This is a genomic window from Streptacidiphilus sp. BW17 (genome assembly GCF_041262485.1).
Lineage (GTDB): Bacteria > Actinomycetota > Actinomycetes > Streptomycetales > Streptomycetaceae > Streptacidiphilus.
Genome location: NZ_JBGCCR010000027.1, coordinates 89756 through 106263, shown reverse-complemented (window position 1 = coordinate 106263; position 16508 = coordinate 89756). Strand labels below are relative to the sequence as shown.

9 protein-coding genes are annotated in these 16508 nt (G+C 71.3%); 7 read left to right on the top strand and 2 right to left on the bottom strand.

The genetic code is table 11. The features are described from left to right. Positions 1–104: 104 nt before the first annotated feature. Positions 105–2795, bottom strand: a complete 2691-nt coding sequence (glgP, locus tag ABH940_RS27490; protein ID WP_370060831.1) for an alpha-glucan family phosphorylase — start codon at positions 2793–2795, stop codon at positions 105–107. 701 nt (positions 2796–3496) lie between these two features. On the opposite strand from glgP, the gene ABH940_RS27485 reads away from it, so the two are divergent. The 5 genes from ABH940_RS27485 (at position 3497) to aroA (ending at position 12825) form a co-directional block, all read left to right on the top strand. Further along, positions 3497–5596 carry a maltotransferase domain-containing protein gene (locus ABH940_RS27485; protein WP_370106445.1) on the top strand — a complete coding sequence of 700 codons (2100 nt, stop codon included), beginning with the start codon at positions 3497–3499 and terminating at the stop codon, positions 5594–5596. Further along, entirely contained in the window at positions 5593–7392 is a 1800-nt protein-coding gene (gene treS / locus ABH940_RS27480; RefSeq protein WP_370060832.1) for a maltose alpha-D-glucosyltransferase, read from the top strand. The genes ABH940_RS27485 and treS overlap by 4 nt, the downstream gene beginning before the upstream one ends. Before the next feature lie 158 nt (positions 7393–7550). After that, a complete protein-coding gene (locus ABH940_RS27475; protein WP_370060833.1) occupies positions 7551–9089 on the top strand; it encodes a maltokinase in 1539 nt (512 codons plus the stop codon). Between the two features lie 3 nt (positions 9090–9092). Then, positions 9093–11558 carry a 1,4-alpha-glucan branching enzyme gene (gene glgB / locus ABH940_RS27470; protein WP_370060834.1) on the top strand — a complete coding sequence of 822 codons (2466 nt, stop codon included), beginning with the start codon at positions 9093–9095 and terminating at the stop codon, positions 11556–11558. A gap of 28 nt (positions 11559–11586) precedes the next feature. Continuing rightward, complete coding sequence (gene aroA, locus ABH940_RS27465) at positions 11587–12825, top strand: 3-phosphoshikimate 1-carboxyvinyltransferase (protein WP_370060835.1); 1239 nt, start codon at positions 11587–11589, stop codon at positions 12823–12825. Positions 12826–12846: 21 nt separating this feature from the next. Here the strand turns inward: aroA and ABH940_RS27460 are convergent, their stop codons facing one another. Continuing rightward, a complete protein-coding gene (locus ABH940_RS27460) occupies positions 12847–13515 on the bottom strand; it encodes a pyridoxamine 5'-phosphate oxidase family protein (protein WP_370106444.1) in 669 nt (222 codons plus the stop codon). 333 nt (positions 13516–13848) lie between these two features. On the opposite strand from ABH940_RS27460, the gene ABH940_RS27455 reads away from it, so the two are divergent. Together ABH940_RS27455 and ABH940_RS27450 are read left to right on the top strand one after the other, a co-directional pair. Further along, entirely contained in the window at positions 13849–15342 is a 1494-nt protein-coding gene (locus tag ABH940_RS27455) for an APC family permease (RefSeq protein ID WP_370060837.1), read from the top strand. Between the two features lie 127 nt (positions 15343–15469). Next, positions 15470–16444: a hypothetical protein gene (locus tag ABH940_RS27450; protein WP_370060838.1), complete on the top strand. Its 975-nt coding sequence runs from the start codon at positions 15470–15472 to the stop codon at positions 16442–16444. Positions 16445–16508: the final 64 nt, after the last annotated feature.

The window sequence follows — 16508 nt, the reverse complement described above, 5'->3', positions numbered from 1 at the left end:
GCAGCCGGCAAGGAGATCTACAACCAGGTGACCGAGCCCACCGCCAAGCCGTAGTGCACTGACCGGGGGCACGGGGCTCCGCCCCGCGCCCCCGACATTCGCACCTACCGGAGTACTCCGTCAGCCAGGCCGGACATCTCGGCCGGGACAGCCACGAGTCCCAGCTCGACCTCGTTCGCCAACAGCCGGTGGCTGGGCAGGATCCGGACCGTGTACCCGAACGGGCCGGTTCGGCTCAGCTCAAGAGGGCCCTCGTAGCGCCAGCGGCCGTCGACGTCCGCGCGGTCGGCGGGCTTCAGCGAAACCGTCGCGACCTCCGAGATCACGTCCGCGTCGTCGACGCGCCCGGACACCACCTGGACGTCGACGTCGGACGGGTCCAGACCGTCCAGACGGACCTGCACCCGCAGGGTGAGCGTGCTGCCGAGCTCCGGCGCGTCCGCGCCGCCCGCCGCCTCGACGTGCTCGACCCGTACCTGGGGCCAGCGCGAGCGGATCCGGGACTTCCACTCCGCCAGCTCCCGGGCCCCGGAATACGCCGTCTCGACCGAGCCGGGGGCCACGACCCCCTCCACGGCAAGCGCGCGGTTCGCCTCCGCCGCCGGGAGGTACAGCCGTTCGACGTACTCCCGGACCATCCGGCCGGCCAGGACCTTCGGGCCGAGCGTGCTGAGCGTGTGGCGGACCATCTGGATCCACCGGCGCGGCAGCCCGTGCGCGTCGCGGTCGTAGAAGCGCGGGGCGACCTGATGCTCGATCAGGTCGTACAGCGCCGCCGCCTCGATCTCGTCGCGGCGGTCCTCGTCGGGCTCGCCGTCGGCGGTCGGGATGGCCCAGCCGTTGCTGGCGTCGAACCACTCGTCCCACCACCCGTCGAGCACCGACAGGTTGAGCGCCCCGTTGAGCGCGGCCTTCATGCCCGAGGTGCCGCAGGCCTCCAGCGGACGCAGCGGGTTGTTCAGCCAGACGTCGCAGCCGGGGTAGAGCTTCGCGGCCATGTCCATGTCGTAGTCCGGCAGGAAGATGATCCGGTGCCGGACGGCGGGGTCGTCGGCGAAGGCGACCAGCTTCTGGATCAGCGCCTTGCCGCCGTCGTCCGCAGGGTGCGCCTTGCCCGCCACCACGATCTGGATCGGACGGGTCGGGTGCAGCAGCAGGCCGCGCAGCCGTTCGGCATCGCGCAGCATCAGGGTGAGCCGCTTGTAGGAGGGCACCCGCCGGGCGAAGCCGATGGTCAGCACGTCCGGGTCGAGCGCGTCACCCGTCCAGCCCAACTCGGCCACGGCAGCGCCGCGCTGACGCCAGGACGCACGCACCCGCGCACGCGCCTCGTCGACCAGCTGGGCCCGGAGCCGCCGCCGCATCTCCCAGATCTCACCGTCCGCGATGGCGTCCAGGCCGTCCCAGCGGCGGGCCTCGCCGAGGACCATGGCGTCCTCGATCCGCTCGGCGCCCAGCTCCCTCGCGGCCAGCCGGACCACCTCGGGGTCGATCCAGGTGGCCGCGTGGACGCCGTTGGTGATCGAGGTGATCGGGACCTCGGCCGCGTCGAAACCGGGCCAGAGGCCGTTGAACATGGAACGGCTCACCTGACCGTGCAGCAGGCTGACGCCGTTGGCGCGCTGCGCCAGGCGCAGACCCATCGCGGCCATGTTGAACAGCGCCGGATCACCGCCGGGCCAGGTCTCCGCGCCCAGCGCGAGCACCCGGTCGACGGGGACGCCGCCGAGCGGCTCGCCGGAGCCGACCGGACCGTCGGTGGCGAAGTGACGGTGGACCACGGACCGGTCGAACCGGTCGATGCCCGCCGGGACCGGCGTGTGGGTGGTGAAGAGTGTGCCCGCGCGTACTGCCTCCAGCGCGGCGTCGAAGTCGAGACCCATGCCGCCGTCTTCCGCCGGACGAGTGAGCTCGCGGATGCGTTCGACGCCGAGGAACCCGGCATGTCCCTCGTTGGTGTGGAAGACCTCGGGGTCGGCATGGCCGGTCAGGCGGCAGAAGGTGCGCACCGCGCGGACGCCGCCGATGCCCAGCAGCATCTCCTGGAGCAGCCGGTGCTCGCTGCCGCCGCCGTAGAGGCGGTCGGTCACGTCGCGGGCGCGGGGGTCGTTCTCCTCGATGTCGGAGTCGAGCATCAGCAGCGGCACCCGGCCGACCTGGGCCCTCCAGATCTGCGCGTGCAGCGAGCGCCCGCCGGGCAGGCCGAGGGCGACGGTGCAGGGGCTGCCGTCCTCCTCGCGCAGCAGGCTGACGGCCAGCTCGTTCGGGTCGAGCAGCGGGTACCGCTCCTGCTGCCAGCCCTCGCGGGACAGCGACTGGCGGAAGTAGCCGTGCCGGTAGAGCAGCCCGACTCCGACGATCGGCACGCCCAGGTCGCTGGCGGCCTTGAGGTGGTCGCCCGCCAGGATGCCGAGGCCGCCGGAGTACTGCGGCAGCGTGGCGGTGATCCCGAACTCGGGCGAGAAGTAGGCGATGGCCCGAGGCAGCTCGCGGTCGGACTGCTGCTGGTACCAGCGCGGACCGGTCAGGTAGTCGCGCAGGTCCTCGTGGGCGTCGTGCAGGCGGCGCAGGAAGCGGCGGTCGGCGGCGAGTGCGGCCAGGCGCTGGCCGGAGACCACGCCGAGCAGCCGCACCGGGTCGCATCCGGTCGACTCCCAGACCTCGGGATCGACGGAGCGGAACAGCTCGCGCGTCTCGGGGTGCCAGGACCAGCGCAGATTGAGCGCCAATTCACCCAGGGCCTGGAGGGGTTCGGGGAGGACAGTGCGGACCGTGAAACGTCGGATTGCCTTCACCCCAGCGACCATAGCCGCGCCCACTGACCCGACGTTAGCGGCGCAGCGCGGCACTGCCCGCCGTTCGGCGCATTGGTGCGATCGGAGGCGTCAAGCTTCACTCTTCCGGGGGTACAGCACACGCGGGCGCACGCCGGAGTGAGGGGGCGCGCGGTCGTAGTAATTCACACCCGCGACACACGGCCGTCCGCCCGCGCGCGACCAACTGCCTTGATCTGTGGCCGAAATGAGCGCCTACTGGCGCGTAGCGAGGCCCGGCGGTGCGAGGATCGAAGCAGGTCGGAAAGGACGCACCGAGCTGCTGACGCCGGATGCGGAACGCCCGCGTCTGCGTGTCCAGCAGTCCCGCGCGATCGTTGTCAACACGACGGCGTTCGACCGACGGCGGGTTGCTCGGCGGGGCGACCGGGGAAGGCTCTCAGGGGTCCTCCTTTTGGCCCTCCGCCAGGCGTCTTCGCAGATCATCACACTGCGTCACCCTTCACCCAGCGTCATCGAACTCCGTGCGGCGATACACCATTTGCACGAGCTTTGCCTGCTTTCATGGATTTGATCGCTTTTCGGTTCTTCTGCTTGACGGCCCGTTTGCTCGCTTGCTCACCAGCTCGCCGGCGCGCTTTCGCACTCCCTCGAGATCGCAGCTTGGAGCCTCGATGACCCGCCCGCCTCGCCAAACCACCCGGAAGGACGACCCCACTCTGATGATCGGCCGGATTCCCGTACTGGATGTGAACCCTTCGGTGGACTGCGGCCGACGGCCGGCCAAGTCCGTGGTGGGCGAGGCGTTCGAAGTCAGCGCAACACTGTTCCGCGAGGGCCACGACCTGATCGGCGCGAACGTCGTCCTGCGTGACCCGCGTGGCCGCAGCGGCCCGTGGACCCCGATGCGCGAGCTGGCGCCCGGCACGGACCGGTGGGGCGCCCGGATCACGGCGCACACGCCGGGCCGCTGGACCTACACGGTCGAGGCATGGGCGGACCCGGTGGCGACCTGGGAGCACGTGGCCCGGATCAAGATCGCGGCGGGCGTCGACGTCGGCCTGATGCTGGAGGAGGGCGCGCTGCTGCTGGACCGCGCCGCCGCCGGGGTGCCGAAGAAGGACGGCAAGGCCCATGTGCTGGCCTCGGCCGAGACGCTGCGCAGCTCGGAGCTGCCGCCGACGGAGCGTCTGGAGGCGGCGCTGACGCCGGAGCTGGCGGCGGCGCTGGCCCGGCACCCGCTGCGGGAGCTGGTCACCGCGTCCCGGCCGCTGCCGCTCCAGGTGGACCGGCGCCGGGCGCTGTACGGGTCGTGGTACGAGTTCTTCCCGCGCTCGGAGGGCGCACGGGTCGACCCGGAACGCCGCAGCGCGCCGGTTTCAGGCACGCTGCGCACGGCGGCGGAGCGCCTTCCGGCCGTCGCGGAGATGGGCTTCGACGTGGTCTACCTGCCCCCGGTTCACCCGATCGGCCGTGCCTTCCGCAAGGGACCCAACAACACCCTGGACGCGGGCCCGGCCGACGTCGGCTCGCCCTGGGCGATCGGCTCCCAGGAGGGCGGGCACGACGCGGTCCACCCCGACCTGGGCACGCTGGAGGACTTCGACGCCTTCGTCGCACGCGCGGGTGAGCTCGGCCTGGAGGTCGCCCTCGACTTCGCGCTCCAGTGCTCCCCTGACCACCCCTGGGTGGAGAAGCACCCGGAGTGGTTCAACGAGCGGGCCGACGGCACCATCGCCTACGCCGAGAACCCGCCCAAGAAGTACCAGGACATCTACCCCGTCAACTTCGACCGGGACTTCGACGGCATCGTGGCCGAGACGGTCCGGTTGCTGCGGCACTGGATGTCCCACGGCGTCCGGATCTTCCGCGTCGACAACCCGCACACCAAGCCCGTCGTCTTCTGGGAGAAGGTGCTCGGCGAGATCGCCCGCACCGACCCGGACGTGCTGTTCCTGGCCGAGGCGTTCACCCGTCCCGCGATGATGCACACCCTGGCCAAGGTCGGCTTCCACCAGTCCTACACCTACTTCACCTGGCGCAACACCAAGCAGGAACTGACGGAGTACCTGACCGAGCTGTCGGGCGAGGCCGCCGCGTACATGCGGCCGAACCTGTTCACCAACACGCCCGACATCCTGCACGCCTACCTGCAGCACGGTGGCCGCCCCGGGTTCGCGATCCGCGCGGTCCTGGCCGCCACCCTCTCCCCGAGCTGGGGCGTCTACTCCGGCTACGAGCTGTACGAGAACGCCCCCGCGCACCCCGGCTCCGAGGAGTACCTGGACTCGGAGAAGTACCAGCTCCGACCCCGCGACTGGTCCCGGACGGACACCCTCGCACCGCTGCTGGCCACCCTGAACCGGTTCCGGCGCGAGCACCCTGCCCTGCAGGAACTGCGCGACCTGCGTTTCCACCCCATCGACAACGACCACCTCCTCGCCTTCTCCAAGCGGGGCGGGGAGGGCGAGTCGGCCGACGAGGTTCTCGTCGTGGTCAACCTCGACCCGCACCGGGCCCACGAGGGCACCCTCACCCTGGACCCGGACGCGCTCGACGCCACGGCGGGGGACGCCGCGGCCGAGCACTCCGGAGCGGGCCGTCCGTCGCACACTCACACGACGGAGGGAGGCGGCGTGCCCGCCGCCTCCCTGACAGCCGGTCAGCCGACTGCCGACCGGCAGGCGGTCGGGGAGCCCGCGATCGAGGTCCACGACGAGCTCTCCGGCGAGACCTACCGATGGGGACGCCACAACTACGTCCGGCTGGACCCCCACACCCGGCCGGCACACATCCTCACGGTCCGGAGGGCCACCCAGTGATCGTCAACGAACCCGTCCCCGACACCTTCGCCGACACCCCGCAGCGCGACCGCGACCCGGAGTGGTTCAAGCGCGCCGTCTTCTACGAGGTCCTGGTGCGCAGCTTCCAGGACAGCAACGGAGACGGCGTCGGCGACCTCAAGGGACTGACCTCCAAGCTCGACTACCTCCAGTGGCTGGGTGTGGACTGCCTCTGGCTGCCGCCGTTCTTCGCCTCGCCGCTGCGTGACGGCGGCTACGACGTGGCCGACTACACGGCGGTGCTGCCCGAGTTCGGTGACCTGGCCGACTTCGTCGAGTTCGTCGACGCCGCCCACCAGCGCGGCATGCGGGTGATCATCGACGTCGTCATGAACCACACCAGCGACCAGCACCCGTGGTTCCAGGCCTCCCGCACGGACCCCGAGGGCCCGTACGGGGACTACTACATGTGGGCGGACAACGACAAGCTCTACCAGGACGCCCGGGTCATCTTCGTCGACACCGAGACGTCCAACTGGACCTTCGACCCGGTCCGCAAGAAGTACTTCTGGCACCGCTTCTTCTCCCACCAGCCGGACCTCAACTACGAGAACCCCAAGGTGCAGGAGGAGATGCTGGCGGCGCTGCGCTTCTGGCTGGACCTCGGCATCGACGGCTTCCGCCTGGACGCGGTGCCCTACCTCTACGCCGAGGACGGCACCAACTGCGAGAACCTGCCCGCCAGCCACGCGTTCCTGAAGCGGGTCCGGGAGGAGATCGACCGCGAGTACCCGGACACGGTGCTGCTGGCCGAGGCCAACCAGTGGCCCGAGGACGTCGTCGACTACTTCGGCGACTTCTCGCGCGGCGGCGACGAGTGCCACATGGCGTTCCACTTCCCGGTCATGCCGCGGATCTTCATGGCGGTGCGCCGCGAGTCCCGCTACCCGGTCTCCGAGATCCTCGCCAAGACCCCGGCCATCCCCACCGGCTGCCAGTGGGGCATCTTCCTGCGCAACCACGACGAGCTGACCCTGGAGATGGTCACCGACGAGGAACGCGACTACATGTACGCGGAGTACGCCAAGGAACCGCGGATGCGCGCCAACGTCGGCATCCGGCGGCGGCTGGCCCCGCTGCTGGACAACGACCGCAACCAGATCGAGCTCTTCACCGCACTGCTGCTCTCCCTGCCCGGCTCCCCGGTGCTCTACTACGGCGACGAGATCGGCATGGGCGACAACATCTGGCTCGGCGACCGCGACGGCGTCCGCACACCGATGCAGTGGACGCCGGACCGCAACGCCGGCTTCTCCGCCGCCGACCCGGGCCGGCTCAACCTGCCGGCCATCATGGACCCGGTCTACGGCTACCAGGTCACCAACGTCGAGGCGCAGATGAGCAACCCCAGCTCGCTGCTGCACTGGACCCGCCGGATGATCGAGATCCGCAAGCTCAACCCGGCCTTCGGTCTGGGCTCGTACGCCGAGCTGCCGTCCAGCAACCCGGCGGTCCTCGCCTACCTGCGCTCCTACGGCGACGACCTGGTCATGTGCGTCAACAACTTCTCGCGCTTCGCCCAGCCGACCGAGCTGGACCTGCGCGAGTTCGAGGGCATGCACCCGGTCGAGCTGATCGGCGGGGTGCGGTTCCCGGCGATCGGCGAGCTGCCGTACCTGCTGACCCTCGGCGGGCACGGCTTCTACTGGTTCCGTCTGCGCCCGGGCGACCCCCAGGCCACCGGCCCCGGCGCGGCTGCCGCTGCCACCGTCGGGCTGACCGGCACCACCCTCCTCGCCAACGGTCGACCAGCACCGCTGCCCGGCCTCCGCTAGCGCCGCGCCGGGCTCGCGCGTCCCCCGTCCTGCCCAACGACGTCCCCCTACGGGCGTGCCAACGATGCCCACGCCCTCACATTCCGGAAAAATGGTTCAACCGGCGACCAACCACCCTTGGCCACCGGTTGCGCCGGCCTCTCCGGGGAAAGGGAGAAATGTCCGACACCTCCCGACCGCGTGCCGTCACCTCCCCTGTCCCAGCAGCCTCGGCCGTCGGCTTCGGCCCGCTCGTGGCGGCGACCGTGCCGTTGCTGCGCGACTGGCTGCCGCGTCAGCGCTGGTTCGCGGGCAAAGGCCACCCGATCACCGCGATCACCCCGGTGGCGACCACCCTGCTGCCGGGACCGACGGGGCTGGCCCGCGGCACCGGCGTCCTGCTGCATCTGCTGCTCCGCGTCGACCAGCACAACGCGAGCGGCGGGGCGCCCCTCAACGACGTCTACCAACTGCTGCTCGGCGCCCACCCCGACGGGCTGCCGGGGATCGGCAGCGACACGGCCGTGATCGGCCGGATCACCAGCGGCCCCTACGACGGGCTGGTCACCTACGACGCAGCCTACGACCCGGCACTGACACGTCGTCTGCTGGCGCTGCTCTCCTCACCGCAACGGCTCGGGCCGCTGCGGTTCTCCACCCTCGGGGACCGTCCGCCCGCACCCGCCGCGGGGCGCGTGGGCACGGCGGAGCAGAGCAACACCTCGATCATCTACGACGCGGGCGGCCCGACCGACGCGGCGATCCTCAAACTCTTCCGCCGGGTCAGCCCGGGCCTCAACCCGGACCTGGAGCTCTCCCTGGCTCTGGGCCGGGCCGGGAGCAGCCGGATCCCGACCCCGCTGGCGTGGTTCGAGGCCGAGCTGCCGGACGCCCCGGAGGAGGCGCCCGCCACCCTGGGCCTGCTCCAGCACTACATGCGGGCCGCGGAGGACGGCTGGGAGCTGGCGCTCCGTCAGATCGCGATGCTGGACGCGGACCCGTCCCGGGTGGGCCATTTCGCCGCAGAGTCGTTTCTGCTCGGCCGGGCCACCGCCGACGTGCACCTCGCCCTGGCCCGGAGCCTGCCGGTCGCGGTGCTGCGCCGCGCCGAGATCGAGGCCATGGCGGAGGCGATGGCGCTCCGCCTGGACGCCGCCGTCCTCGCCGTCCCGCAGCTGGCCCCGCACCGGTCCGCGCTGCGGCAGATCTTCCACGACCTGACCGCCTCCGCCAGGGACGGCCTCCGGCTCCGGGTCCAGCGCGTCCACGGCGACCTGCACCTCGGGCAGGCGCTGCGCAGCACCCGCGGCTGGGTCCTGCTCGACTTCGAGGGCGAACCGGCCAAGACCCTGGAGGAGCGCCGCAAGCCGCAGCCCGCCGTCCGCGACGTGGCGGCGATGCTGCGCTCCTTCGACTACGCCGCCGCACACGCCGTCATGGCCGAACCGTCCGTCGCGGCGACCTGGGCGGCCCGCAACCGGGAGGCGTTCTGCGCCGGCTACGCCGCGACAGGCGCGCCCGACCCGACGCTGGACCCCGTGCTGCTGCGCGCCTTCGAGACCGACAAGGCGGTCTACGAGGTGGTCTACGAGGCCCGGCACCGCCCCGACTGGGTCTCCATCCCGCTGACGGCCTGCGCCCGCCTGGCCGCCGCTGTCCTCACCGGAACCGACGGCACCACCGACCCCACGACGCCCACAATCCCACGGGAGGCATAGATCGTGACCGCGTTCGACGTACCCGACACCTTTCTCGCCGCCGTACCGGCCATCCTCAAGGCCGCGACCGGCGGGGCCACGCACGGCAGCGCCAGGACCGGCCGCGCCGCGAGCGGCGGTGCCGTCACGGACGCCGCCGACGCGGTCACCAGGGACACGCCGGCAACCGCCCCGGAGCCGGCCGCCCCGGCACCCGTCACCCCCGCTCCCATCACCCCTGCCCCCGACACCCCGGCCCGCGTCACAGCCGACCCGGCCGCAGCCGACGGCGCCGTCCGGGTCCCCGAGGCGCCGCTCGCGCCCGGCGAGGTGGAGCGGCTGGTCGGCGGCTGGCACCACGACCCGCACGGCCTGCTGGGGTCGCACGACTCGGCCACCGGAACGGCCGTCCGCGTGCTGCGCCCGCTGGCCGAACGGGTGGTGGTGGACACCGGCGTCGCCCGCTACGAGCTGACGCACCAGCAGGACGGCTTCTTCACCGGCCTGCTGCCGCGCACCGCCGTCACCGAGGGCTACCTGCTCAAGGTCACCTACGCGGGCCAGGAGTTCGAGCAGGAGGACGGCTACCGCTTCCTGCCGACGATGGGCGAGACGGACCTGCACCTGATCGGCGAGGGCCGCCACGAGCAGCTGTGGAAGGCGCTCGGCAGCCACGTCCGGGTGATCGAGGGCGTCACCGGCACGTCCTTCGCGGTCTGGGCGCCGAACGCGTCCGGGGTGCGGCTGGTGGGCGACTTCAACGGCTGGAACGGCGCCGCGCACCCGATGCGCTCGCTCGGCATCAGCGGCGTCTGGGAGCTGTTCGTCCCCGGCGTCGGCGAGGGGACCAGCTACAAGTACGAGATCGCCACCCGTGACGGCCGCCGCCTGCAGAAGGCCGACCCGCTGGCCCGCGCCGCCGAGTGCCCGCCCGCGACCGCGTCCGTGGTCACCGAGTCCCGCTACTCCTGGCAGGACGCGGAGTGGATGGCCTCGCGCGGGCGGCTGCCGCACCACCAGGGGCCGTTCAGCGTCTACGAGGTGCACCTGCCCTCCTGGCGACCCGGCCTGTCCTACCGTCAGCTGGCCGAGGTGCTGCCCGCCTACGTCCGCGACCTGGGCTTCACCCATGTCGAGCTGATGCCGGTGATGCAGCACCCCTTCGACGGCTCCTGGGGCTACCAGGTCACCGGCTTCTACGCGCCGACCTCAGGCCTGGGCTCGCCGGACGACTTCCGCTTCCTGGTCGACGCCCTGCACCGGGCCGGGATCGGCGTGATCGTCGACTGGGTGCCCGCGCACTTCCCCAAGGACGAGTGGGCCCTGGCCCAGTTCGACGGCGCGCCGCTCTACGAGCCGGCCGACCCGCGCCGGGCCGAGCACCCGGACTGGGGCACCCTGGAGTTCGACTACGGCCGCACCGAGGTGCGCAACTTCCTGGTCGCCAACGCGGTCTACTGGGGCGAGGAGTTCCACGTCGACGGCCTGCGGGTGGACGCCGTCGCCTCCATGCTCTACCTCGACTACTCCCGCGAGCACGGCGAGTGGACCCCGAACGAGCATGGCGGCCGGGAGAACTGGGACGCCGTCACGTTCCTGCAGGAGATGAACGCCACCCTCTACCGCCGCTGCCCCGGCGTCGTCACCGTCGCCGAGGAGTCCACCGCCTGGCCCGGCGTCACCGCGCCCACCGACCACGGCGGACTCGGCTTCGGCCTGAAGTGGAACATGGGCTGGATGCACGACTCCCTCGTCTACATGAGCAAGGAGCCGGTGCACCGCAAGTTCCACCACAACGAGATGACCTTCTCGATGGTGTACGCGTACAGCGAGAACTACGTGCTGCCCATCTCCCACGACGAGGTGGTCCACGGCAAGCAGGCCCTGGTTTCCAAGATGCCCGGCGACTGGTGGCAGCAGCGCGCCAACCACCGCGCCTACCTCGGCTACATGTGGGCCCACCCGGGCAAGCAACTCCTCTACATGGGGCAGGAGTTCGCCCAGGGCGCGGAGTGGGACCACCACGAGGGCCCGCAGTGGTGGGTGCTGGACGAGCAGTGGCCGGCCCACGCCGAGCACGCGGGCGTCCGCGACCTGGTCCGCGACCTGAACCGGATCTACCAGGACACCCCGGCGCTGTGGCAGCAGGACGCCGACCCGGCCGGCTTCGCCTGGCTGGACGGCGGGGCGGCCGACGACAACGTCTTCTCCTTCGTCCGCTTCGACACCCTGGGCCGCCCGCTGGTCTGCGTCAGCAACTTCTCGCCCGTCGTCCGCCACGGCTACCGGGTCGGGCTGCCGACGGTCCGGGCGGATGTCCGGGACGCGCGCTGGCTGGAGGTCCTCAACACGGACACGCCGGTCTACGGCGGCGGCGGCATCGGCAACCCCGATCCGATCAAGGCCGAGCTGGTCCAGTGGAACGGCCGGGACACCAGCGCGGAGCTGACCCTGCCGCCGCTGGCCACCATCTGGTTGAGTCCGGCGTAGCCGGGGGCATGTCCGTATCCTCACGGGCATGACCGTTGTCCAGATCCCCGGTTCCAAGTCCGTCACCGCCCGCGCCCTCTACCTGGCGGCGGCTGCCGAAGGCACAACCACGCTGCGGCAGCCGCTGCTGTCGGACGACTCCGAGGGCTTCGCCGAGGGCCTGATCGCCCTCGGCTATGCGGTGGACCGGCAGCCTGGCGTCTGGACGATCGAGGGCCGCCCGGCCGGTCCGGAGGTCGACGCGGCGGACGTGTTCTGCCGGGACGGCGCGACCACCGCCCGGTTCCTGCCCGCGCTGGCGGCGGCCGGGCACGGCTCGTTCCGCTTCGACGCCTCCGCGCAGATGCGCCGCCGTCCGCTCGGCCCGCTGACGCAGGCCCTGCGCGAGCTCGGCGTCGACCTTCGCCACGAGGAGCAGGAGGGCCACCACCCGCTGCGGATCGAGGCGTCCGGCATCAAGGGCGGTGCGATCACCCTGGACGCGGGCCTCTCCTCGCAGTTCCTCACCGCGCTGCTGCTGACCGGCCCGCTCACCGCCGAGGGCCTCGACATCACGGTCACCGACCTGGTCTCGGTGCCCTATGTCGAGATCACGCTGGCGATGATGAACCGCTTCGGCAATCCGGCCCGGCGCGAGGGCGACACCTTCGTGGTCCCGCCGGTCCGCTACACCGCGACGGACTACCTGATCGAGCCCGACGCCTCCACCGCCAGCTACGTCTTCGCGGCGGCGGCACTGACCGGCAACTCGGTCACCGTCCCCGGCCTCGGCACCGGTTCGCTCCAGGGCGACCTGCGCTTCGCCGAGGTGCTGGGCGAGATGGGCGCGGACGTGTCGATCACTGCGGACGCGACGACCGTCACCGGCACCGGCACGCTGCGCGGCATCACCGTCAACATGCGCGACATCTCCGACACGGTCCCGACCCTCGCCGGCATCGCGCCCTTCGCGGACGGCCCGGTGCGGATCGAGGACGTCTACAACACGCGGATCAAGGAGTGCGACCGCCTGGCCGCCTGCGAGCAGAACCTCGCGGCCCTGGGCGTCCCGGTCAGCACCGGCCGGGACTGGATCGAGATCCACCCGGCACAGCCGCAGGGCCCGGCCCGGATCGCCTGCCACGGCGACCACCGGATCGCCATGTCCTTCAGCATTACCGGCCTCCGCGCCGAGGGCATCACCCTCGACGACCCGGGCTGCGTCAAGAAGACCTTCCCCGGCTTCCACCAGGCGCTGGCCGGGCTCCGCGCGGAGTGGGGGATCTGAACCCGTGGGGGGGTCCGAACCTCACACGCTCCGCAGCGCCGCGATGTGGTCGGGCAGCGTGATGCCGTCCGCCAGGTCCGGCGTGGCGACGGGGGCGTCGAAGACCGTGCGGATCGGGACGTTGCCCGCCCACAGGCCCAGCTCGGCATCGGGGCCGTCGCCGTCGTCGGGCGGGCCGACGGAGATCTTGACCGAGGCCTCGGCCAGGTCCAGGGCGAGCAGCGTGGTGGCGGCCAGCTCCTTGCGGTTGGGGCGGCGGGCGTAGTCCCACTGCCCCGGCGCGCACTGCTCGGAGAGCACGCGCAGGCCCTCCAGCTTCTCTTCGTCCGCGAGCACGCGCGGGACGCCGTAGACCATCGCACAGCGGTAGTTGACGCTGTGTTCGAAGACCGAGCGGGCCAGGACCAGGCCGTCCACATGTGTGACGGTCACACACATCTCGGCCGCCCCGGCCGCCCCGGCTTCCGCAGCCTGCTGCAGGCTGCGGCTGGCGACGGAGCCGTGGAAGTAGAGCGTGTCGGCGGTGGCGCCGTAGACCGTGGGCACCACCATCGGCGCACCGCCCACGACCACCCCGAGATGGCAGACGAACCCGGCAGCCAGCACAGCGTCCAGATCGGCCCTGCGAACGCTGCCGTTCTCGCGCATACGGCGATGCCGCGTCCGTTCGGTAACCGCGAGTTCTGACATCTTCCACTCTTCCATACGACGGTTTTCGTTTCCCATTTGCGATCCTGCCACGGAATCCGCATTCCTGGAAGCAACATAAACGAATTCCGCCAAAGCATTGCCAGTCCCGGTCGGCTAACGGCACCATGTGGCACGCGCTGGCACCAGAGGTGACCGAGCGGTGATCCCGCCTCCGGAAACTCAAGCGAAACAAGGCTGTTGCCCAGCTTGCTCTCCCATCTGCTTGAGTGCGGCTGCGACGTCCCCCGCGCTGCTCCCCCGCACCACTGTTCCCCCTGCGCCGCGACCGGCCCTGCCCCCACGCTCCCTTCGGTCGCGGAGGAAAGGTCCACCGTGAGCGAGTACCCCCCGACCGAGACCGGCGGCCTGAAGGCCAACGTCCTCGGTACCTTCGACACCATCGTCATGGCCATCGCGGGCAGTGCCCCCGCCTACTCGCTGGCCGCCAGCACTGTCGCCCTGCTCGCCGCGGCCGGGCTGTTCAGCCCCGCCGCGCTGCTCTGGTGTGCGATACCGATGCTGGGCATCGCCTGGGCCTTCAACTACCTGGGCCGGCTGGACGTCAACGCGGGCGCCAGCTACTCCTGGGTCGGCCGCGCGCTGCACCCGGCGCTCGGCTTCACGGCGGGCTGGTCGCTGGTCGTCTCGGCGCTGATCTTCATGGTCGCGGGCTCACTCCCGGCCGGTCAGTACACCCTCTCCCTCTTCTCCGCCTCGCTCTCCAACAACACCTGGGCCTGCGTGGGCGTCGGCGCCTTCGTCTTCCTGGTGATGGCGCTGCTGGTGCTGCTCGGCGCGCGGATCACCGCGCACGCGCAGTGGATCATGACCGGCATCGAGGTGCTGATCCTCGCGGGCTTCGGCATCGCCGCGCTGATCCATGGCGGCAGCGCGGCCCCCTTCCAGTGGTCGTGGCTGTGGGGATTCGGCCACTTCGGCGGCCTCAAGGGCTTCGCCGGTGCGGCGCTGGTGGCGGCCTTCTACTTCTGGGGCTGGGACGTCACCGCCAACCTGAGCGAGGAGACCACCGACTCGCAGAAGAACTCCGGCCTGGGCGGCCTGCTCGGTGTCGCCGCGGTCTTCGCGCTCTTCGAGATCGTCACCATCGCGGTCAACATGATGGTGAGTCAGAAGGACATCGCGAGCGGCGCGCCGTTCCTCAACACCCTGGGCGAGGCGGTCTGGCCAGGCGCGGGCGGCAAGATCATGGTGCTGGCCGTGGTGCTCTCCACCGTCGCCACCCTGGAGACGACGCTGATCCAGGTCAGCCGCTCGCTCTTCGCCATGGGGCGCGACAAGACCCTCCCCGCCGTCTTCGGCCGCACCCACGCACGCTGGCAGACGCCGTACGTCGGGCTGGCCGTCGTCGTGGTGATCTCGCTGGGCCTCTTCGTGGCCTCCAGCGCGCTGGGGTCGGTCACCAAGATCCTCAACGACGCGGTGGCCGCGATCGGTCTGCAGATCTGCGTCTACTACGCGCTGGCCGGTGTCGCGGTGGTCGTCGCCTACCGCAAGGTGGCCTTCAAGTCCCTGCGCAACCTGATCTTCGTCGCCCTCTGGCCGGGCGCGGGCGCGGTCTTCATGGGCTTCCTCTTCGTCGAGAACTGCATGAACCTGCCGCTGACCCAGATCCTGATCGGCCTCGGCGCACTGGCGATCGGCATCGTCCCGCTGGCCGTCTACTGGGCCAAGGGCAGCGAGTTCTACACCAACCCGGGTGCCCGACTGGACGCCGCGGTGGCCCAGGCGGTCGACGCCGAGTTCGGCGGCTCGGCCCTGGCCAGCGCCTCCTCCGACTCGACCGGCTCGATGGCCACCGACCTGTAACATCCGGCAACTCCGGTACCACGCACTATCGTTCGCACCAACCGTCCACACAACTCAACAGGCTCGGCAACCGGCAGTCCGACGACTGCCGGTTGTCGGCTTTCCGTATCCGAAGGGGCTGCCCGCCATGGCCCGAGCATCGCGCCGCCGCACCACCGCACCGCAGTTCGACCAGACCCACGGCGACCGCGAACTCGCCGCCGCCCGCCACGACCTGGCGGTCGGCCGCTGGCAGGGCGTCCGCGACCTGCTCCGCGACACCGGCCGCGACTGGGACCGGCGCACCCACCGGGTCCGGCTGCTCGCCGACGTCGCCGCTTCCACCCGGACCGTCGAGTCCTGGCAGGCGGCCGAGCCGGACAACCCCGACGCCCTGGTGCTACGTGCCGAGACGGAGGTGCAGCGGATCTTCTTCGCGGTCGCCGAGTCCCACCACCAGAACGGCACCCCGCCGCCGACCGAGGACGCCTGCGACCGCCGCGACCTGGACCGGGTGGCCCGGATCTGCCTCCAGGCCTCCGAGAAGCACTCCGCGGATCCGGTCCCCTGGGTCTCCTTGATGACCCTGGCCCGCCTCTACGGCCAGGGTCATCCGCATGTCTGGCACTGGTGGCGCGAACTCCAAGCCCGCGACCGGTTCAACCGCGAGGGCCACCACCAGGTGCTCCGCCACCTCTCCGCCCGCTGGCACGGCAGCCACGGCGAGATGTACAACTTCGCCCGCGACAGCGCGGCCTTCGCCCCGCTCGGCTCCCCGCTCGCCGCACTCACCCAGGCCGCCCGCGCCGAGCACTTCCACCGTCGCGTGGAGACCGAGGGACCGGCGGCGGTCGGCCTCACCTACCACTGGACCCACGAGGTCGCGGTCCAAGCGCTGCGCAGCACCATGCGCCAGTGGATCGCACACCGCTCCGGCGTCGAGTACGCCCAGGACGTCGCCGACCTCAACCTGCTGGCCCACGGCCTGGTCTTCGCCGGGCTGGCCCCGGAGGCCAAGGAGGTCTTCGCCCTCCTCGGCGACCGCCCCGCCCGGGTGCCCTGGGTCTACAGCGGCGACCCGCTCGCCCTCTTCCGACACTGGTACGCGCAGCTGGGCGGCTGAGGCGGGCACGACGCCGTGCGCGGTGCGAAGGTAGTGTCGAAGCCGCTCGAACGAACTGCTCGAA